Below are 19,854 nucleotides of genomic sequence, written 5' to 3'. Positions count from 1 at the left end.
TCGGACTCCGTTGCCCTGGCATGGCCCCATTATGCGGTGCCAGAGTGGAAATCACGCCGACGGCCGCACCGATGTGGCGGAACGGTCTTCCGTCAGGGTCGCGCGCCGGACGCTCAGCCCGACCGCAGCCACCAGGCTCACCAGCGACAGCGCGGCGACGTAGAGCGCGACGACGGTCGACGATCCGCTCGCCCCGAACAGCGCGGTCGCGACGATCGGCGTGACGGCGCCGCCGACCATCCCGCCGAGCTGGTAGGCGATCGAAATCCCGCTGTAGCGCACTCGCACGTCGAAGATCTCGGTGAACAGCCCGCCCTGGGCCCCGGCCATGATGCCCTGAACGAGCGCGGCGACGGCGAAGGAGAGGAACGCCAGGCCCGCGTCGCCGGTGTCCACCAGCAAGAACATCGGCACCGGCCACAGCACGGCGGTCACCGCGCCGAGCACGTACACCCGCCGGGAGCCGAACCGGTCGCTCGCGAGGGCGGCCAGCATGATCGCACCGATCCAGATCGCGGTCGAGGCCAGGATCAGCCAGAGCAGGGTGGTCCGGTCGAACCCGACCACGGTCGTCCCGTAGGTCAGCATGTAGACGGTCACGGTGTAGCCGATCGCGGGCGGAGCGATCGAGGCCAGGCTCGCCAGGACCAGCGTCACCGGTTGCCGGCGGACCAGTTCGGCGAACGGCGCCCGGCTCGTGGCCCGCTCCCGCTTGGCCTTCGTGAACTCCGGCGAGTCCTGCAGCCGGCTGCGCACCAGCAGCCCGCCCACCACGAGGACGACGCTGAGCAGGAACGGGATCCGCCAGCCCCACGCCAGGAAGTCGTCGTCGGACAGGCCGGACACGGCCAGGAAGGCGAGATTGGACGTGAGCACCCCGACCGGCACGCCGAACTGCGCGAAGCTGCCGTAGACCGCGCGGCGGCGCGGGGTGGCGTGCTCCGAGGCGATGAGGACCGCGCCGCCCCATTCCCCGCCGACCCCGAAGCCCTGCAGCACCCGCAGGAGGACGAGCAGCAGCGGAGCGCCGACGCCGATCGCGGCGTAGGTCGGCAGGACGCCGATGAGCGTGGTCGTGCCGCCGGTCAGCAGCAGGGTGAGCACGAGCATCGACCGACGCCCGATCCGGTCGCCGAAGTGCCCGATCACCGCACCCCCGAGCGGGCGGGCGACGAAGCCGACCGCGAACGTCGCCAAAGCCGCGAGCGTGCCCGCGGCGGAGGAGAATTTCGGGTAGAACACCGACCCGAACGCCAGTGCCGCCGCGGTCCCGAAAATGTAGTAGTCGTACCACTCGATCGACGTGCCGACGAGGCTCGCGGCGAAGAGGGTCTTCTTCGACGGACGCGTCGACGGTGCTGGTTCGGCCATGGATCCGTACTCCTCGCGGGCGGTTCGGCACGGGTGGCGCACCGAGGAAAGCAGACAAAACCGCGCCGGGCACGGCCGCGGCGACCTGTTCGGCCTACGTCGTTTGTCTCGGTGCCCGCTGATCGGAACCGTCCTTTCAGGACAGTGGCCGCGCACCGGCTACGCCGATCGAGTGCGTATTCACCGCGTTGATGTCGCGTATCCCGAGTTTCTGCTTCCACCGCGGGGAAGCGGCTGCTTACAGTCCGAACCGTGAAGATAGTCGTTTCGCGACTCGACGAGTTCCCGCCGGGCGAGCGCCGGATCGTGCAGGCGGGGCGCAGGTCGATCGGGGTGTTCCGGGTCGGTGACCGCTTCTACGCGATCAACAACCACTGTCCGCACATGGGCGGGCCGCTGTGCCTCGGCCGCACGAAGCCGTGGGTCAGCTCCGCCGGGCCGGGCGAGTACGCGATGGCCGAGGAAGAGGCCCTGGTCGCCTGCCCGTGGCACGGCTGGGAGTACGACCTCGAGACCGGCCAGTCGTTCCTCGGCCCCGGTGAGCCGCGGGCCCGCACGTACACGGTGTCCGTGGAGCCTCGCGTCGAAGAGGGCACCGTCGCGGCCGATCAGGTCTCGGCGCCTGAGCCCGGTGCGAAGGGCGGGCGCCGCCCCGGCCCGTACGTCACCGAGACCTACCCCGTGCACGTCGAGGACGCCTACGTGGTGGTCGAGACCAGCCCACACCCGGCGGCCAAGCCGGGCACAGTCGGAGGTGCGTCATGACAAGCACGCTGCCCACCGGTGCGTCGTCGCCGGGCACCGCGGCCGCGCGGGCCGGGTACACGATCGTCGACACCGACATCCACCCGAGCGCACAGGCCGCGGACATCCGGGCACGGTTGAGCGGCGCGCACCGGGAACGCTGGGAGATGTTCGGCGGCAGGGTGCCGAACCCGCCCGAGTTCTACCCGCGCGTGCGCAACGCCGGCTTCCGGCTCGACTCGTGGCCCGAGGCGGGCGGCATCCCCGGCAGCGACCTGGGTACGACGCAGGCGCAACTGCTCGACGAGTTCGGCATCGACCACGGAGTCCTGATCCCCTTGCAGGGACACACTTTCGGCGCCGAGGAACCGCGGTACTCCGCGGCCCTCTGCGGCGCGCTCAACGGCTGGCTGGCCGAGGAGTGGCTCACGCCCGAACCGCGCTTGCGCAGCTCGATCGCGATCCCCACCGAGTCCCCCGACCTCGCCGCCGAGGAAATCGCGCGGCGCGCCGACGACCCGCGGTTCGTGCAGGTGCTCCTGCCCACCGGTGGCGAGACCGGGTTCGGCTCACGCCGTTACTGGCCGATCTACCGCGCCGCGGTGGAGGCGGGCCTCCCGGTCGCGGCGCACACCGGCGGGATCGAGCAGCACCGCGGCGCCGGGTGGCCGTCGTTCTACCTCGAAGAGCACGTCTGGAACGGCAACGTGATGGCGGCGCTGGTCACGAACCTGCTGTGCGAAGGCGTGTTCGAGGAGTTCCCGTCGCTGCAGGTGATCTGCGTGGAAGGCGGGATCGTCTGGGCCGCGCCGCTGATGTGGGCGCTCGACGAGGCGTGGCCGCGGCTGCGCATCGACGTGCCACACCTGCGCAAGCCGCCCTCGGAGTACCTCCGCGAGCACCTCTGGTTCACCACACAGCCCATCGAAGAGCCGGACGACCCACGCCACCTCACCACCGCACTGGAGCACGTCGGGATGACCGATCGGATCATGTTCGCCTCGGACTACCCGCACTGGGACTTCGACTCCCCGCGGCTGGCGCCACGACTGTTCCCGTCCGACGCACGGGAACAGATCATGGGGGCCAACGCCTGCCGGCTGTACGGGCTGCCGGCGCGAGCCACGGAGGGCACGCGATGAGCGTGTCGGCTGTGTCGGCTGTGTCGGCTGCGGAGACCGCGATCGGCACCGGCGCCGTCGACACCGACGTGCACTGCGCACCGGCGTCGCTGGCCGAGCTGGCCCCGTTCCTCGACGAGTATTGGCGCGAGTACCTCGTGGACGGTGGGCAGTCGCTGTCGCCGTCGCAGGGCGGGGCGTACCCGCCACTCGCACCCACCAGTGCCACACCCGCCGCACGAGCCGCGGGTCTCCTGCCCGCGACCGAGGTCGAGCAGGTGCGCTCCGCGGTGCTGGACCCGGAGTCGCTCAGGCTCGCCGTGCTGAACTGCACCACGTCGTTCCACTGCAATCGCAACCCGTACTACGAGGCCGCTCTCACCCGCGCGGTCAACGACTGGCTCGTCGAGAAGTGGTTGAGCCGCGACGACCGGCTGCGGGCGAGCATGGTCGTGCCCACACTCGACCCCGCGGCCGCGGTCGCCGAGATCGAACGCCTCGGCAGCCATCCGCAGATCGTGCAGGTGCTGCTCCCGGTACGCACCGACGCACCGTGGGGCAACACCCGCCACCGCCCGCTGCTTCGCGCCGCCGCCGAACACGGTCTCGTCGTCGGCCTGCACGCGTGGGGACGGATCGGCCAGGCGCCGACCCCGAGCGGGCTCACCCACACCTACCTCGAGGACTACCTCGCCAACTCGCAGATCCTCGTGCAGGCGCAGATCACCAGCCTGATCACCCAAGGCGCCTTCGCCGACCTGCCCGAGCTGCGGGTGACCTTGCTGGAATGCGGGTTCTCGTGGCTGCCGGCCCTGCTGTGGCGGTTCGACAAGGACTGGAAGGGCGTCTGGCGCGAAGTGCCCTGGCTGACCGGCAAACCTTCGGAGGTCGCGCAGCGGCACCTGCGGCTCACCACTGCGCCGGCCCACCTGCCGCAGGACCCGCTCCAGGTCAGGCAGGCGCTCGACCTCTTCGACGCGGGCACCATGCTGATGTACGCGAGCGACCACCCCCACGACCACGGCCCCGGCGGGCAGCGGCTGCTGGCAGCACTGACCGACGGCGAACGGGCGCGGGTCTTGGCCGGCAACGCCGACGCCTGGTACTCGTTCGGCCCGTGATCCTCGAGGTATCGATCCCGATGGCCGGTGCCGGTCCGTGTCGCAGGGTCAGGGAAGCGGTATAGCGAGCCGGACTGTTGTGCCGGCGCCCTGCGGACTGTGCAGCCACAGATGGCCGCCCAACGCTTCGACTCGGTCGGTGAGGCCTACCAGCCCTGAACCTCGGGAGGGGTCTGCTCCGCCCTGGCCGTCGTCCTGGACTGTGAGCCGCAGTGTGCCGTCATCAGAGGTCAGCAAGATGTCGATCACGGTCGCGTTCGCGTGCTTGGCCGTATTGGCGAGTGCTTCGGCGACGATGTAGTAGGCGGCGATCTCAACCGGTTCCGGGAACCGCGCCTGCGTGCGGATATCCAGATGGACCGGCAGAGCCGCGCGCCGGGCCAACGACTTCAAAGCCGGCAGCAGCCCGCCCTCCGCCAGAACAGCCGGGTGGACGCCACGGGAGATCTCACGGATCTCGTCGAGCACGCTGCCCAGCCCATCCACGACGCCGTCGAGTTGGTGAACCAGTTCGCCGGCGTTCGGCGGCGCGGCAAGCTGAGCTTCGCGCAGCAGAAGTGCCAGAGACACCAAGTGTTGCTGGACGCCGTCATGCAAGTCACGCTCAATGCGGCGGCGTGCGGTGTCGGCCGCGGTCACGATCCGTGCCCGAGATGCTCGCAACGCTGCTTGTGCCTCGGCTTTGGCCAGCGAGGTGCCGACCAGTTCGGTGAACGCGGTCAGCCGTTTCTCGGTGTTCGACGGCAAGCGCTCGGTCCCGGTGGTCGCCACACTGATGACGCCCCAGACCCGTTGTTCGACGTTGATCGGGACACCGACCGCCGAGCGCAATCCCGAGATCCGTGCGAATGAGGCACCGGAGGCAGACTTGACTGTGTAATCGTCGATTCTCGCCTGCGCGTGAGTCTGGAAAACCTTGGTGTGCAGTGGGCCCTCGGACGTGAGTCGATCGCGTGCGGAGAAGGGCTCGTCGGGACGGGACCGCAACCAACCGCCCACGACAGCCGCAGAGCCGTCGAGGTCGTACCGGCTCAGAACGGCAAGGTCCACCCCCAGCAACATCCCGACCTCGGTGGCAACGGCGGTGAACATCTCGCCCTGCGGTGCGGCGCGAGCGACCAGCGTTGCCACGCGACGCAGCGCGGCCTGCTCATCGGCGTACTGACGCAGTTCCAACCGGGCCAGCGTATCCGCCAGGGCTGTCGCGACCAGCTTGGTGAACGCGGTCAACCTACCTTCGGCGTCGGCAGGCAGTGACTGCTCGCGCGAGGACATCACGCTGATGCAACCCCACAGCCGGCCCTCGACGCTGATCGGTGCCCCGGCCGCGGACCGGATGCCGAGCTTCCGGATCAGGTCGGTGGCAGCGCCCGTGGCCTCCCAGTAGTCATCGATCCGGGCGGTTCGACCCGTTCGTGACACCAGAGTCGGAATGTTCGATCCGGCCAGGTCGTACCCGGTGCCGACGGTGGCCAGCCCAGTGCTGTCATCGGTCTGGCACCAGGCGCCGACGATCGTCGCACGATCGGCCGCGTCGAATCGGCTCAGAAACGTGAAGTCGACCTCCAAGACTCCGCCGACCTCCGCCGTGACCGCGGCGAACACGTCCTCAGGCGTCGCAGCACTCGCGACCAGCGTTGCCACACGGCGCAGCGCGGCTTGCTCGTCGGCATACCGACGCAGTTCGACCCGTGCCTGCGTGTTCGCGATCGCCGTCGCGACGAGCTCGGTGAATCCGACCAGGCGCTCCTCGATGTCGTCCGGCAACGTTCGCGGTTGCAACGACAGAACGACTACGGCACCCCACTGCCTGCCCTCGACGCTGATCGGCACGCCCACCACGGAACCAAGCTGCTTGCACGCCCCCGTGGTGGGCGTGTCGACGAGTTCGTTGACGTGGTCGATTCGCGCTGGCTGGGCCGTCTCGTGCACCAACTTCAATACGTCGGAGTCATCCACACTGAACCGGGTGCCAGGACGCGGCGAGTTCGTGGCAGTCCGTGTCCACACGCCGACCGCGACTGCGATTCGATCCGGACCGTAACGGTTTATCGTGATGACGTCCGTGCCCACCACACGCCCGATCTCGGCGGCAACCGCCGCGAACACCTCGCCGGGAGGCACGGCACTCGCCACCAACGCCGCCACTCGCCGCAGCGCCGCCCGCTCCTCAGCGATCCGCTCGTCCGTCCGGTCAGCCGTCAGATCCTCCGCAACGGCGGCGCCACACACTGGACGTCGCCGATACCCAACAGTGCGCCCGACCATGAATGCAGTCAAGGAACCGAGTACCAGCCAGAGGTACTGAGAATCAGCGGGAGCAACTGGAACGACGGGCACGTCACCCCGGGTCAAGGCCTGGCGACGCTCGACCGCAACCGCGTCCGGCACGTGCCGGGCCCAGGCGTCGATCGAGTGCCCGGACACGCCAGGCCGCGCGACTCAACAGCCCAGTCTGATGCCAACGCCCGGCGAAGCGCCTCGAGAGCGTGGGCAACCGCCAGCACGCCGAACACACAGAGTCGCCCCTCAAGACGTCGCCGGCGCCGCGGCGCCGGCCGGAGCGGGGAAACCTCCCACGGCTTGCTCGTAGGCGTGGGCGACGCGCAGGACGGTGGCGTCGTCGAACCGCTTGCCGATGATCATCATGCCGGCGGGCAGGCCGTCCACGAGGCCGGCGGGGACGCTGCAGGCGGGGTGCCCGGTCACGTCGAAGGGCGCGGTGTTGCCGATCATCGACAGCGCCGTGTCCAGGTAGTCGGCAAGAGACACGTCCGGCGACGGCAGCTCCCGCGCGACGTAGGGCAGCGTCGGCATGACGAGGACGTCGTACTCGGCCAGTGCCGCGTCGTAGGCGTCGCGCAATTCGTACGAGAGGTTGCGCGCCATGGCGTAGTACTTGCCGCCGCCGAGTTCGAAGGTGTAGCGGCCCGAGAGGCCGACGAGCTGGACCGTCTTGGACAGGTCGCGACCGCGCGCGACCCGGCCCTGGGCGTAGTGCGCGATCAGCTCGGGGTCGTACTGGCCCCAGGTGCCCATTCCGTACCCGTGGCCGTCGATCATCTGGTAGGCGGCGCCTTCGGTCGCGATCACGTTCCACACCGCCATGGCGTCGAGGTGCCACGGGATCGAGACTTCGTCCGCGGTCAGCCCGGCCGCCTGCAACACCTCCACGGCGCCACGGACCGCGTCGTCGACACCGGTCAGTGACACGGGTGTGCCGAATCCTTCCCGCACCACGCCGACCCGCAGACCGGACGCGCTCTCGCGCAGAGCGGCGACGTAGTCGACCGGATCGAGGACTGTCGGCTGGCGGGAGTCGTAGCCGTCGACACCGGCCAGCACGCTCAGCATCAGCGCCGCGTCGCCCACCGTGCGCGTCATCGGCCCGAGGTGGTCGATGGTCTGCTCGATCGGGAAGGCGCCGGTGTAGGGCACCAATCCGTACGTCGGCTTGTGCCCCACGATGCCGGTGAACGACGCCGGGATCCGCACCGAGCCGCCCTGGTCCCCGCCCACCGCCAGGTCGACACCGCCGCTCGCCACCAGTGCGGCGCTGCCGCTCGAGGACCCGCCCGCGTTGCGCGAGAGGTCCCACGGGTTGCGCACCGGCCCCGGCCACGACGTGAAACTGCCCCCGGAGAAACACAGGTCTTCGCACGTCGACTTGCCGGAGATGGTGGCGCCCGCGGCCAGCAGCCGGCGCACGACCGTGGCGTCCCGCCTCGGCACGAAGCCGTCCATCGACGCCGAACCGTTGACCATCGGAACCCCGGCCACGGCGACGTTGTCCTTCACCACGACCGTCCGGCCCGCCAGCGAGCCTTCCGCCGTCTCGCTGATCGCGGTCCGCACCGACCAGGCGTTGAGCGGATTGTCCGCCGGCAGCGCGAACTCACGCACGGGTGCCTCGGGCGCAGACCTGCGGTAGAGCCGCTCGACCTCCTCCGACGCCGCCAGCGTCCCCTCGACCACCGGGACGAACTCCCCGACCTCGGCCTGGGTCAAGTCGAATCCGTAGTGCTGCGACAGCGCCGCGAGCCTTACCGCATCGGGCACCGGAATGGCCATGACCGCTCCCTCGAGGTCGGCGATGGGGTCGAACCTAGGGACGATCGGTCAGCACGTCAACGCGTGTCGAGCCGACGCGGCCTGGGTGAGAGCCGGCTCGGGGTGTCGGCAATGGGTTCTGTTGCGGAGCAGGGCAGGCCTACAGAGCGTCAGATCCGCGTTCGCCGGTGCGGACGCGGACGACGGTTTCCACCGGGGTGACCCAGATCTTGCCGTCGCCGATCTTGCCGGTGTGGGCGGTCTCGCGCACCGTGCGCAGCACGGCCTCGACCTGGTCGTCGTCGAGGAGGATTTCCAGGCGGAGCTTCGTGATGAAGTCGATCGCGTACTCGGCGCCCCGGTAGATCTCGGTGTGGCCTTTCTGCCGGCCGTATCCGCGGACCTCGGTGACCGTCATGCCCGCGATGCCGAGTTCCTGCAGAGCCTCCCGGACGTCGTCGAGCACGAACGGTTTGACGACGGCGGTCAGCAGCTTCATCGAGTCTCCTCGCGTGCCGGCCGGTGCGATCCCGCGGCACCGGCGGGCACGCTGCCCCGGCGTCCGGATTGGACTGCCAGCTCGTACGCGCCTTCGGCGTGCTCGGCCTCGTCGACACCGTCGATCTCAGCCTCGCGGTCGAGCCGGAATCCCATGAACTTGTGCATGACCCAGCCGATCAGGAAGGTCACGACCAGCGAGTACCCTAGTACCGCGAACGTCCCGGCCGCTTGGCGCCACAGCTGGTCGAGTCCGCCGCCGTAGAACAGGCCGTTGACCCCCTGTGGATCCACGCTGACGGTCGCGAACAAGCCGATCAGCAGCGTCCCGATCAAGCCGCCGACGCCGTGCACCGCGACCACGTCCAGTGCGTCGTCGAACCCGAACCGGTACTTCAGTCCCACCGCGAACGAACACACCACCCCCGCCACCAGGCCGATGGCGATCGCGCCGAGCGGTTCGGCGTAGGCACACCCGGGCGTGATCCCCACCAGCCCGGCCACCGCACCGGACGCGGCGCCGAGGGTGGTCGGTTTCCCGTCGCGGAACTGCTCGACGAGCAGCCAGCCCAGCACCGCGACCGCCCCCGCGACGGTGGTGTTCAAGAACGACGTGGCAGCCAAGTTCTTCGCCGCCAGCGCGGAGCCGGCGTTGAAACCGAACCAGCCGAACCACAGCAGCCCGGCGCCGAACATCACGAAAGGCAGGTTGTGCGGCCGGGCGGCCTGCCTCGGCCAGCCGTGGCGGCGACCGAGCACGATCGCCAGCGCCAGCGCGGCGGCACCGGAATTCACCTCGACGACGGTGCCGCCCGCGAAGTCCAGCACATGGAGCTTGCTCGCGACCCACCCGTCGGGCGCGAAGACCCAGTGCGCGACCGGCAGGTACACCAGAGTGACCCACACGACGGAAAACACCGTCCAGGTCCAGAACCGGGCCCGCTCGGCGATCGCGCCGGCCAGCAGCGCCACCGTGACGACCGCGAACATCATCTGGAAGGCGACGAACGCGAAGAGCGGCACCTTGCTCCCCGCCGGCCCGATCGTCTGCTCCGCGATCCCGCGCAGACCGGCCAGCCGCAGATCGCCGAGCAGCCCGCCGAACCAATCGGCGCCGAACGCGAGCGAATACCCGTAGACCACCCAGACGAGGCCGACGGTCGCGAGACAGATGAACGTCATCGCCATCACGTTCAACACGCTCCGGGCGCGGACCATCCCGCCGTAGAACAACGCGAGGCCCGGCGTCATCAGCATCACCAGTGCCGCGCTGACGAGCAACCACGCCGTGCTTCCCGTATCCACCACGCCCGTACGTCTCCTCGTCTCGCCGACCCGCGGCAGGAAGTTAACCGGGCGGTGTTACCGGCGTGTTTCCGCTGTGAGTCCGCCGCCTACTCCGAATACGACAAAACGTGTGAAACGGACGAACGGAACCGGCGATCCGCCGTGGACTGTCCGGAAAGGACATACCGGAGGACACGCACGGGATTCCGGCCGCGTGGGCATCGGCCGCAGCCGTCAGGAGCAGGTGCAGGACCCGCGTGCCGCAGAAGGTCACGCGGGTCAGGTCGACGATCAGCACACTCGGGCGCAACGCGAGCTCGTCGGCCGGCAGCCCGGACAGGCGCTCGGCGACGGCGCAGTCGAGGTCGCCGCCCGCGGCCGACTTGCGAGTGGTGGTGACGACGAACGTCGCCGTGGTTCGGGGAAACGGGTCGGTCATGATCGTCGGCACCTCCGCGCCTCGCGACGCCCGGCCTGTGCGGGACCGGCCGCTGCTGAGCTGAACCGCGGATTCGCCCCGAAGACACCCGGATCGGGCGGAGCTCGAGCGCGGCCCGCCGCCGGCTGCGCCTTGTGCCTGTAACCCCGGGTCTGTTCGACACCGTCCTGCGGCCGTCCTCCTGGACACGATGCGCGCGAGTCCGAATTCGATTGCGCCCCCGCCGAAACCCTTGGCGAGTTCCTCGCCGGCCCGCGCGAAGGCACGCCACAGCCGACCGGCGAAGACCCGAGGGCGAGCGGGTTCACGTTCGGTATCGGGCGACGAACCTGAGTTTCCACTGACTGGACCCCGTTGCGCACAAACGGCCGGGGCAGTCCACTCGGCGGGACACCCACTTCGGAAGGGGACTCCCCATGTCCGTCACCGACGAACTCCTGGCCAACAACGCCCGCTACGCCGAGCAGTTCTCCGGCCCGCTCCCCTTGCCACCGGCCAAACACGTCGCAGTGGTGGCGTGTATGGACGCGCGCATCAACGTCTACAGCATCCTCGGACTCAACGAAGGCGAAGCGCACGTGATCCGCAACGCCGGCGGCGTGATCACCGAGGACGAAATCCGCTCGCTCGCCATCAGCCAGCGCCTCCTCGGCACCGAGGAAATCATCCTCATCCACCACACCGACTGCGGCATGCTCACCTTCACCGACGATCAGTTCAAGAAGTCCATTCAGGACGACACCGGCGTCAAACCCGCGTGGGCCGCCGAAGCGTTCGCCGACCTGGACACCGACGTCCGCCAGTCGATCGCCCGCATCGAAAACTCGCCCTTCATCCCCAAGAAGCAGTCCGTGCGCGGGTTCGTGTTCGACGTGGCCACCGGAAAACTCGACGAAGTCCGGTGAATCCCGGCTCAGCCGGACTCGTCCGTCGCCTGATGCTCGGTACGGACGGGCTTCGACTCCGGGGAGCCGCGTTGCACCAGCCGGGCCGTGCCCGTGCTCGCCGTCCGGTCCCGAGAAGAATGGGAACTCGCCAGGACCGCGGCGGACGTGGGTTGATCACCACTTCGCCTCGTGGTGGGCTGCCGTCAGCCCTCCGCGCGGCGGGCCAGCCGTTCCCGTTGCGGCACCACCACGTACTTCGGGTCCTTTGTGGACTCCACTCCGGCCGCGTACACCCCGAACCGCGTGCACAGCCCGGACGCCAGGTAAGCCGTCCCGGCGGCCACACCCGCAACACGGCTGCGGCGCGCGGCCAGCGACAGCACGGCGCCGGCGGCGGTGAGCGACTTAGCCGCTTTGAGCAGCTTTCCCGCGCGGCCCGTGCGGTACGGCTCCGAGACCAGGCCCAGTCCGGTCTCCAGGTGGTGCTCGGCGAGCAACTCCGCCGCGGCCGCGGCGAGGCCCGCGCGCACGACCGGGCCGTTCTCCGCCGGAGGCACCGAAATCAGCGCCGCCCCGGCGCCGCTGGTCACCGCGCTGCCCGCGAACAGGATCGGCAGCGTGCCGCGAGCCTCGTGCCACGACGGGGTCGCCGTGTCTGCCAGCAGCACGGCCGTGTAGGTGCACATCGCCGGGCCGAGTACGCCCGCGCCCGCCCCGGCGAGGCGGCCGACGCGCGGCAGGATGCCGGTCACCCCCGAGAAGGCCGCCACGGCCGCGAGCCCGGAGAACGGGGAGAGGATCCACGACCCCACCGACAGCGGCGAGGTCGGCTTGAGCACGCGCAGCATGTTCAGGAACCGCGTCGGCTTGCCCAGGTCGTGGACCAGCGCCGCGACGCTCGCGAGAGAGCCGCCCGAGGCGACCAGCCGGCCCACCCGGGCCAGTGCCGGGCGGCCGGTGAGGTCGGCCAGCGCGGCCATCGACGCCGAGGCCCCGGCGGCGCCGCCGAGGAACAGGTACAGCGGCACGTCCGGCTGCTTCCAGGCCGGTTCCTTCAGGATCGGGCGACCGTAATACGAGCGGAACTCGACGGGTTCGACCATGGCGCGTTCGCGGCGGGGGCTCATCGGCGCCGGCCCAGGAACGACACGACCAGCGCGGCGGCCACCCCGGCCGCGGTCGTCGCGGCGCGTTTCCACATCGCCGGCAGATCGCGGGTCGTCACGACGGGGTCGGGTGGGAAGCCGTAGACCTCGGGTTCGTCCAGCAGCAGGAAAAACGCGCCGTCGCCGCCGACGCCGTCGTCCGGATCGTGGCCGTAGAGGCGGGCTTCCGGCACCCCGTCCGCGTGCAGCGCGTCGACTCGCGACGCGGCCTGCGAGCGGAGCTCGGCCAGCTCCCCGAACTGGATGGACTCGGTCGGGCAGGCCTTGGCGCACGCGGGTTCCAGGCCGGCGCCGAGCCGGTCGTAGCAGAGGGTGCACTTGAACGCGCGGCCGTCGCTCTCGCGTTTTTCGATGACACCGTACGGACAAGCGGGCACGCAGTAGCCGCAGCCGTTGCAGATGTCCTGCTGCACCACGACCGTGTCGAACTCGGTGCGGAACAACGCGCCCGTCGGGCAGACGTCGAGGCACGCGGCGTGGGTGCAGTGCTTGCAGACGTCGCTGGACATCAGCCAGCGCACACCGGGCTCCTGCTCAAGCTGTCGAGGCGCGCCGACCGTCGGCATCCCCAGGTCCACCGCGGGCTGCTCGATGAACGCGACGTGCCGCCAGGTGTTCGAGCCCAGGTCGCCGGTGTTGTCATACGACATCCCGAGCAGGTCCAGCCCACCGGACTCCGGGACGCCGTTCCACTCCTTGCAGGCGACCTCGCACGCCTTGCAGCCGATGCACACGGACGTGTCGGTGAAGAACCCCATGCGGGGCTGGGTACCGTACTCAGCCATCGGCTCGCCTCCGGTAGTCGGCCACGAAGTCCAGGAGGGACGGCCCGCGCGGCCGCCGTCCCGGGCGGATGTCGCAGGTGGCCGCCTTGGCCTCCTGGATGTACACGTTCGGGTCCAGCACGATCGAGAGCAGGTCGTTGGCCGCGTCGCCGCGCGAGAGGCCGTTGGGACCCCAGTGGTAGGGCAGCCCGATCTGGTGGATGGTCCGGCCCCGGACCTTGAGCGGCTTGATCCGATCGGTCACGAGCACGCGGGCTTCGATCGCCGTGCGCGCGGAGACGATGGTCGCCCAGCCGCCGTTCTCCAGGCCGCGTTCGGCCGCGAGCGCCGGGGAAACCTCGCAGAAGAACTCCGGCTGCAGCTCCGCCAGGTGCGACAGCGTCCGGCTCATGCCGCCGGCCGTGTGGTGCTCGGTGAGCCGGTAGGTCGTGAACACGTACGGGTACACCGAACTGCGCGCCGGGTTGTACGGGTTCGACGGGCTGTCCAGCGTCTGGCGCGTCGGCGACTCCTGCCGGCTGTACAGGGCGTTGTCGACCGGGCTCTCGAACGGCTCGTAGTGCGTCGGGAGCGGACCGTCGACCAGCCCCGCGGGCACGTAGAGCCAGGCCTTGCCGTCGGTCTGCATGATGAACGCATCGCTGCCACTGAGCGCCGCCTGTGCCTTCGCCCCTTCGGGCGGGACGTAGTCCGGTGCCTTGGTGGGCTCGAAGTCCGGGACGTCGGGGCCGGTCCACCTGCCCTGCTCGGCGTCCCAGGAGAGCAGCTTTTTCCGTTCGCTCCAAGGCTTTCCGTCCGGGTCCGCCGAGGCGCGGTTGTAGAGGATCCGCCTGTTCGCGGGCCACGCCCAGGCCCAGCCGTTCGCCACCCAGTCCTGTTCGGACCCCGGCTGCCGGTTCGCCGCGTGGTTGTGTCCGTCGGCGCGGACTCCGCAGTAGATCCAGCAGCCACAGGAGGTCGAGCCGTCGTCCTTCAGCTCGGTGTAGGCCGACAGCGGGCCGCCGGGACCGTGGCCGTTGATCTCCGCGAGCACCGATTCCGCACTCGGGTCGGCCGTCGGACCCTCGGTCGGGTAGCTCCAGGTGAGGTCGCGGATCGCCGCGTCACGCGGGTCGTCGCCCACGCGTTCCCGGATCAGTCGGCCCAGGTGGTAGTAGAACCACAGGTCGCTGCGGGCCTCGCCGGGCGGCTCCACGGCCTTGTGGTGCCACTGCAACAGGCGCTGGGTGTTGGTGAAGCTGCCGTCTTTCTCGGTGTGCGCGGCGGCGGGCAGGAAGAAGACCTCTGTGCCGATCTCCTCCGATTTCAGCTCGCCGGTCTCGATCTCCGGGCCGTCCTTCCAGAACGTCGCGCTCTCGATCATCTGCAGGTCCCGCACGACCAGCCAGTCGAGGTTGGCCATGCCGAGGCGCTGGAACTTCCCGTTGGCCGAGCCGACCGCCGGGTTCTCGCCGACCAGGAAGTAGCCCTTGCACTCCCCCTCGATCTGCTGCTGCACCGTTGCGTACGTGCCGTGGTCGCCGGTCAGCCGCGGCAGGTGACCGAACGCGAAGTCGTTGTGCGGCTGGGCGTGGTCACCCCAGTAGGCCTTCAGCAGGCTGACGGTGTAGGCGTGCATGTTGCCCCAGAAGCCGGTCTGGCCCGCATCCGCCTCGACGAACTCGCCGAGGGTCTGGTGCTGGTGCGCGTGCGGCATCGGGATATAACCGGGCAGCAGGTTGAACAGCGTCGGGATGTCGGTGGAGCCCTGGATGCTGGCGTGCCCGCGCAACGCGAGGATGCCGCCGCCGGGCCGGCCGATGTTGCCCAGCAGCGTCTGCAGGATCGACGCCGTGCGGATGTACTGCGCGCCGACGCTGTGCTGCGTCCACCCGACCGAGTACACCCACGCCGTGGTGCGTTCGCGCCCGGAGTTCGCGGTGACCGCCTCCGCGATCTCGGTGAACTGCGCGACCGGGATCCCGCAGATGTCGGCGACGGCTTCGGGTGTGTAGCGGGCGAAGTGCCGCTTGAGGACCTGGTAGACGCACCGCGGGTGCCGCAGCGTCTCGTCCGTCTTGGGCTTGGCGCCCACCGCCGCGCCGCCGCTGCCGTACGAGTCGGCGCGGGCGGTGCGCTGATGGCCCTTCCCGCTGTGGTGGGGCTCCGAACCGGGCTCGCCGGGCTGCTCCGGATCAGTCGACCCGGCCGCCGGCACCGTCGGGGCGCCCTCGTAGGCCCACGTCGTCATGTCGTACCGGCGCTTCTCGGGGTCGAAACCGGAGAAGAGACCGTCGAGGTCCTCGGTGTCGGCGAAGTCCTCACGCAGGATCGCGGCCGCGTTGGTGTAGGCGAGCACGTATTCCCGGAAGTCGAGGTCGTGGTCCAGCACGTACTTGATCAGCCCGCCGAGGAACGCGATGTCCGACCCGGCCCGCAGCGCCGCGTGGACGTGCGAGACCGCGCTGGTGCGCGTGAACCGCGGGTCGATGTGGATGATCTTCGCGCCGCGGACCTTCGCCTCCATCACCCACTGGAACCCGACCGGGTGGCACTCGGCCATGTTCGAGCCTTGGATGACGATGCAGTCGGCGTTGGCGAGGTCTTGCTGGAACGTCGTGGCACCCCCACGACCGAAGGAGGTCCCCAGACCGGGAACCGTGGCGGAGTGTCAAATACGCGCCTGGTTTTCGATCTGGATCGCGCCGAGCGCGGTGTAGAGCTTCTTCATCAGGTAGTTCTCTTCGTTGTCCAGCGTCGCGCCGCCGAGGCTGGCGAAGCCGAGCGTGCGGTTGAGCTTGCGGCCCTGCTCGTCGACGTCCTGCCACGTGTCGGCGCGAGTCTTCAGCACGCGGTCGGCGATCATGTCCATCGCCTCGTCCAGCGGCAGGCGCTCCCACTCCGTGCCGTACGGGCGGCGGTAGAGGACCTCGGTGACGCGGCTCGGGCTGGTCACGAGCTGTTTGCTGGCCGAGCCCTTCGGGCACAGGCGGCCGCGCGAGATCGGCGAGTCCGGGTCGCCTTCGATCTGGGTGACGGCGCCGTCCTTGACGTACACCTTCTGGCCGCAGCCGACCGCGCAGTACGGGCAGATCGACCGGACGACCTTGTCGGCGTCTTCGGTGCGGGCGTGCCAGGTCTCCGAACCGGCGGACTTGGCCGCGGCGGCGCGGGCCATGCGGTCGGGACCGGTCAGCTGCCGGTACACCGGCCAGCCTTCGATCCACTGCCGCACGCCCATGCCTCGCACGCTAATCGTCGTACGCGGGATTCGCAGCCCCAACCACACGTCTGGTGCCATCCGCCTGCCGTTCGGTGACGCCGAGGGCGTCCAGGTGTTCCAGCAGCGGGATCATCACGCGGCGGGTGCTGTCCAGCGCCCGCCGGGCCTCGGACACAGTGAACGGTTTCCCCAGCGCGGCCAGCGCTTCTCCAGCGCGCCGCGGTGCGTCCGGGCAAAGTACCACGCCGTCCGCGACAGCACTCAGGCGGCCCAGTCGCACGGCGGCGGCCAGCTCGCGGGTGCCCAGGCCGAGCTCGCGCAGTTCGTCCGCTTCCGGCGCCTGGAAGGGGTGCCCGGCGAAGCGCTTCTCGAGCACGGCGAGCGCGCGTTCGACGTCCGCGCTCAACGCCGCGCCCGGGCTCCGCACGAGTCCGCCGGACGCGGCCAGGCCGTCCGCCAGGATCGCCTGGACCAGCTCCGCAGCCGGCAGGCCGAGCCGCTGCCGGAGCACGTCGACCGGCATGCCCGCGGCATTCGGATGCTCGCGCGTCCATCCGACCACCACCCGGGGCGCCTCCTCACGCAGCCGGGCGAGGTGCGCCGGGTCGGCGTGCCAGCCGCCGAGCCGCTCGCCGGCCTCCGGGAGGCCGAGGGCGTGGAAGTCGTCGTGGCGCACGAACCCTTCGCGGCGCAGCAGATCCCAGCCGGGTTCCGGCGCCGCCAGCTCCGTACCCCGCGCTCGTGCCGCGCCACGGCGCGCCAGCGGCGGCGGCCGGACGTCGAGGACGTCGAACCCGGCCGGGATCCGGTGTTCCCCCGGGTCGCGCAGCAGTCCCCGATCGCCCACGCGCAGCGGCAACGGCGTCGCGAGCAGCAGCCGCGCGGTGTCCAGGCCGAGGGGGCGGACCCGGGCGGGCACGGCCGCGGAGCCGAGGTGCGCCACCAGGTGCCGGTGCAGCTCGGCCGCGGGCGTCCCGCGCAACCGCACGTCGAGCTCGGCCGTGGTGCGCCACGCGCCGGGCGTGAGCAGGGCGTCGCCCCGCTCCGCCGCATCGCGGGCCACGCCGCGCAGGTTCACGGCGACCCGGGCCACGGCCGACACGCTCTCGTGCGCTTCGCCGAGGGACTGCAGGCCGCGCACACGGACGTGGGTCTCGCCGAGCGTCAGCTCGTCTCCGACCCGCAGCGTGCCGGCGCCGAGCGTGCCGGTGACGACCGTGCCCGCGCCCTTGATCGTGAACGCCCGGTCGATCCAGAGCCGGACGTCCGCTCCCGGGTCCGGCGGCGGCAGGCCGGCGGCAAGCCCGGCCAGCCGGGTGCGCAGCTGGTCGAGGCCCGCACCGGTCGTCCCGCCGACGGCGACAGCGGGCACCTGGCCGAGCGATGTCTGCGCGATTTCCCGCGACGCCGCCGTCGTGGCCGCGGCGGGGTCCGCGCGGTCGGCCTTGGTGACGACGAGCAGGCCGTGGCGGACCCCGAACGCGTCGAGCGCGGCCAGGTGTTCCGCCGACTGCGGCATCCAGCCCTCGTCCGCGGCGACGACGAACAGCACGGCCGGCACCGGGCCGATCCCGGCCAGCATGTTCGGCACGAACCGCCGGTGCCCGGGAACGTCGACGAACGCGAGCTGCTCGCCGGCCAGGCGCGTCCAGGCGAAGCCGAGGTCCAGCGTCAGGCCACGGCGGCGCTCCTCAGCCCACCGGTCCGGCTCCATGCCGGTGAGCCGGCGGATGAGCGTGGACTTCCCGTGGTCGACGTGCCCGGCCGTGGCGATCACCCGCATCGGCGCACGGCCTCCCGCAGCATCACGTCCTCGGTCGGGCGCACCGCGCGCAGGTCGAGCAGGCACTTCTCGCGCACGATCCGGCCGACCACCGGAGGCTCACCCCGCCGCAGCTCCGCCGCGTAGCGGACGGGCAAGGAGACGGCCGAGCTCGGCAGTTCGACGCCCGGCGCTCCGCCGCCTCCGACGACCGCCACCGAGTCCACGGCCCGGGCGTCCACTCCGGACGAGCGCAGAGCCGCGGCCAGCGTTTCGGCGCGCGTCCGGAGTTCTCCGACGTCGGCGCCGAGTGCCGCACGCACCGGTGGCTCCGGGCCGCGCAGGGTGGCTTCGAGCGCGGCGAGCGTGAGCTTGTCCACGCGCAGCGCCCGCGCGGCGGGATGACGCCGAAGCCGTTCGATCACCACGGCGTCTCCGAACAGCAGCCCGGCCTGCGGGCCGCCGAGAAGCTTGTCACCACTAGCGGTCACCACGGCGGCGCCGTCGGCCAGCGCGGTCGTGACGTCCGGCTCCGCGGGCAGCAACGGGTGCGGGGCCAGCAGCCCGGACCCAACGTCGGCGACCACCGGCACGCCGAGCCCGGCCAGCTCGGCGACGCTCGCTTCGGACGTGAAACCGGTAACGCGGTAGTTCGAGGGGTGGACTTTCAGCACGAACCCCGTGCCCGGGCCGACGGCCGCCGCGTAGTCGCGGGCGGAGGTGCGGTTGGTCGTGCCGACTTCGCGCAGCCGCGCGCCGGTCGACTCCAGCAGGTCGGGGATGCGGAAGCCGTCGCCGATCTCGACCAGCTCGCCGCGGCTGGCCACGATCTCCTTGTCCTGCGCCAAAACCAGCGCGCACAAAAGCAAGGCGGCCGCGTTGTTGTTCACCACGTGCACCGCCGCGCCCGGCACCGCGGCGGCCAGGGCCGCGAGGGCACCGCGGCCGCGTTTCGCGCGCTCGCCGGTCCCGAGGTCGAACTCGACGTCGGTGGTCCCGGCCGCGGCGACGACCGCGTCGAGCGCGGCGGCGGACAGCGGCGCGCGGCCGAGGTTGGTGTGCACGAGAACGCCGGTCGCGTTCAGTACGGGACGCAGCGAAGACCCGGTGGTGGGCAGCCGGGCCAACACCTCGTCGACGACGTCGCCCGGCCCGATCTCCCCGGCTCTCGCCCGCTGCTGCGCCGCCACGACCAGCGACTTCACCAGGTCACGCCCGAGCGTGCCGGCCGCTTTCGCGAGCCGCGGCTCGGCGAGCACGGCATCGGTGCGCGGGATCGCCCGGCGCGGGTCACCCATGGCGGAGGCGGACGGGAATCGAACCCGCCAGCGGCAGGACCTGCCGCTCAACGGTTTTGAAGACCGTGCCGGTCACCAGGCCGGAAACGCCTCCCTGGGGCATCCCGCCATCCTGCCAACACG

The 19,854-nt window shown here is 70.7% G+C and carries 15 protein-coding genes and 1 tRNA gene; 4 read left to right on the top strand and 12 right to left on the bottom strand.

Annotation, left to right across the window (positions count from 1 at the left end; genetic code table 11):
- Nucleotides 1–51 precede the first annotated feature (51 nt).
- The gene (locus K1T34_RS38855; protein ID WP_220239701.1) at nucleotides 52–1,371 is read right to left on the bottom strand and encodes an MFS transporter; all 1,320 of its coding nucleotides are present in this window, start codon (nucleotides 1,369–1,371) and stop codon (nucleotides 52–54) included.
- Between the two features lie 252 nt (nucleotides 1,372–1,623).
- Here K1T34_RS38855 and K1T34_RS38850 point away from each other — a divergent pair, with 252 nt between their 5' ends.
- Genes K1T34_RS38850 through K1T34_RS38840 form a run of 3 tightly spaced genes read left to right on the top strand, consistent with a single transcriptional unit; the run spans nucleotide 1,624 to nucleotide 4,357 of the window.
- On the top strand, nucleotides 1,624–2,136 hold the full coding sequence (locus K1T34_RS38850; protein ID WP_220239700.1) for a Rieske 2Fe-2S domain-containing protein: 513 nt from the start codon (nucleotides 1,624–1,626) through the stop codon (nucleotides 2,134–2,136).
- A complete protein-coding gene (locus tag K1T34_RS38845; protein WP_220239699.1) occupies nucleotides 2,133–3,257 on the top strand; it encodes an amidohydrolase family protein in 1,125 nt (374 codons plus the stop codon). Before K1T34_RS38850 ends, K1T34_RS38845 begins: the two co-directional genes overlap by 4 nt.
- On the top strand, nucleotides 3,254–4,357 hold the full coding sequence (locus tag K1T34_RS38840; protein ID WP_220239698.1) for an amidohydrolase family protein: 1,104 nt from the start codon (nucleotides 3,254–3,256) through the stop codon (nucleotides 4,355–4,357). Before K1T34_RS38845 ends, K1T34_RS38840 begins: the two co-directional genes overlap by 4 nt.
- Nucleotides 4,358–4,405: 48 nt before the next feature.
- On the opposite strand, the gene K1T34_RS38835 is transcribed toward K1T34_RS38840, so the two are convergent.
- The 5 genes from K1T34_RS38835 to K1T34_RS38815 all read right to left on the bottom strand — a co-directional run bounded on the left by K1T34_RS38835 (nucleotide 4,406) and on the right by K1T34_RS38815 (nucleotide 10,631).
- Nucleotides 4,406–6,625: a GAF domain-containing sensor histidine kinase gene (locus tag K1T34_RS38835; protein ID WP_220239697.1), complete on the bottom strand. Its 2,220-nt coding sequence runs from the start codon at nucleotides 6,623–6,625 to the stop codon at nucleotides 4,406–4,408.
- 261 nt (nucleotides 6,626–6,886) lie between these two features.
- On the bottom strand, nucleotides 6,887–8,428 hold the full coding sequence (locus tag K1T34_RS38830; protein WP_220239696.1) for an amidase: 1,542 nt from the start codon (nucleotides 8,426–8,428) through the stop codon (nucleotides 6,887–6,889).
- Between the two features lie 139 nt (nucleotides 8,429–8,567).
- Nucleotides 8,568–8,906, bottom strand: coding sequence for a P-II family nitrogen regulator (locus K1T34_RS38825; protein ID WP_220239695.1), 339 nt, complete (start codon nucleotides 8,904–8,906; stop codon nucleotides 8,568–8,570).
- Nucleotides 8,903–10,213: an ammonium transporter gene (locus K1T34_RS38820; protein ID WP_220239694.1), complete on the bottom strand. Its 1,311-nt coding sequence runs from the start codon at nucleotides 10,211–10,213 to the stop codon at nucleotides 8,903–8,905. Before K1T34_RS38820 ends, K1T34_RS38825 begins: the two co-directional genes overlap by 4 nt.
- Before the next feature lie 40 nt (nucleotides 10,214–10,253).
- Entirely contained in the window at nucleotides 10,254–10,631 is a 378-nt protein-coding gene (locus tag K1T34_RS38815) for a hypothetical protein (RefSeq protein WP_220239693.1), read from the bottom strand.
- Between the two features lie 416 nt (nucleotides 10,632–11,047).
- Between K1T34_RS38815 and K1T34_RS38810 the strand changes: the two genes are divergently transcribed.
- Nucleotides 11,048–11,536 carry a carbonic anhydrase gene (locus K1T34_RS38810; protein ID WP_220239692.1) on the top strand — a complete coding sequence of 163 codons (489 nt, stop codon included), beginning with the start codon at nucleotides 11,048–11,050 and terminating at the stop codon, nucleotides 11,534–11,536.
- A 185-nt stretch (nucleotides 11,537–11,721) separates the two neighbouring features.
- Here K1T34_RS38810 and nrfD read toward each other — a convergent pair whose 3' ends face one another.
- The 6 genes from nrfD to K1T34_RS38775 all read right to left on the bottom strand — a co-directional run bounded on the left by nrfD (nucleotide 11,722) and on the right by K1T34_RS38775 (nucleotide 19,825).
- A complete protein-coding gene (gene nrfD / locus K1T34_RS38805) occupies nucleotides 11,722–12,645 on the bottom strand; it encodes an NrfD/PsrC family molybdoenzyme membrane anchor subunit (protein WP_220239691.1) in 924 nt (307 codons plus the stop codon).
- Entirely contained in the window at nucleotides 12,642–13,469 is an 828-nt protein-coding gene (locus K1T34_RS38800; RefSeq protein ID WP_220239690.1) for a 4Fe-4S dicluster domain-containing protein, read from the bottom strand. The genes nrfD and K1T34_RS38800 overlap by 4 nt, the downstream gene beginning before the upstream one ends.
- Nucleotides 13,462–16,689 (bottom strand): formate dehydrogenase, encoded by a 3,228-nt coding sequence (fdh, locus tag K1T34_RS38795; protein ID WP_255637871.1) that lies wholly within the window; start codon nucleotides 16,687–16,689, stop codon nucleotides 13,462–13,464. The genes K1T34_RS38800 and fdh overlap by 8 nt, the downstream gene beginning before the upstream one ends.
- 10 nt (nucleotides 16,690–16,699) lie before the next feature.
- Complete coding sequence (selB, locus tag K1T34_RS38785) at nucleotides 16,700–18,454, bottom strand: selenocysteine-specific translation elongation factor (protein WP_220239687.1); 1,755 nt, start codon at nucleotides 18,452–18,454, stop codon at nucleotides 16,700–16,702.
- Complete coding sequence (gene selA, locus K1T34_RS38780; protein WP_220239686.1) at nucleotides 18,445–19,731, bottom strand: L-seryl-tRNA(Sec) selenium transferase; 1,287 nt, start codon at nucleotides 19,729–19,731, stop codon at nucleotides 18,445–18,447. Before selA ends, selB begins: the two co-directional genes overlap by 10 nt.
- A tRNA-Sec gene (locus tag K1T34_RS38775) sits at nucleotides 19,731–19,825 on the bottom strand. The genes selA and K1T34_RS38775 overlap by 1 nt, the downstream gene beginning before the upstream one ends.
- Between the last annotated feature and the right edge of the window lie 29 nt (nucleotides 19,826–19,854).

Source organism: Amycolatopsis sp. DSM 110486 (genome assembly GCF_019468465.1).
GTDB lineage: Bacteria > Actinomycetota > Actinomycetes > Mycobacteriales > Pseudonocardiaceae > Amycolatopsis.
This window is presented reverse-complemented; position numbering and strand designations above follow the sequence as displayed.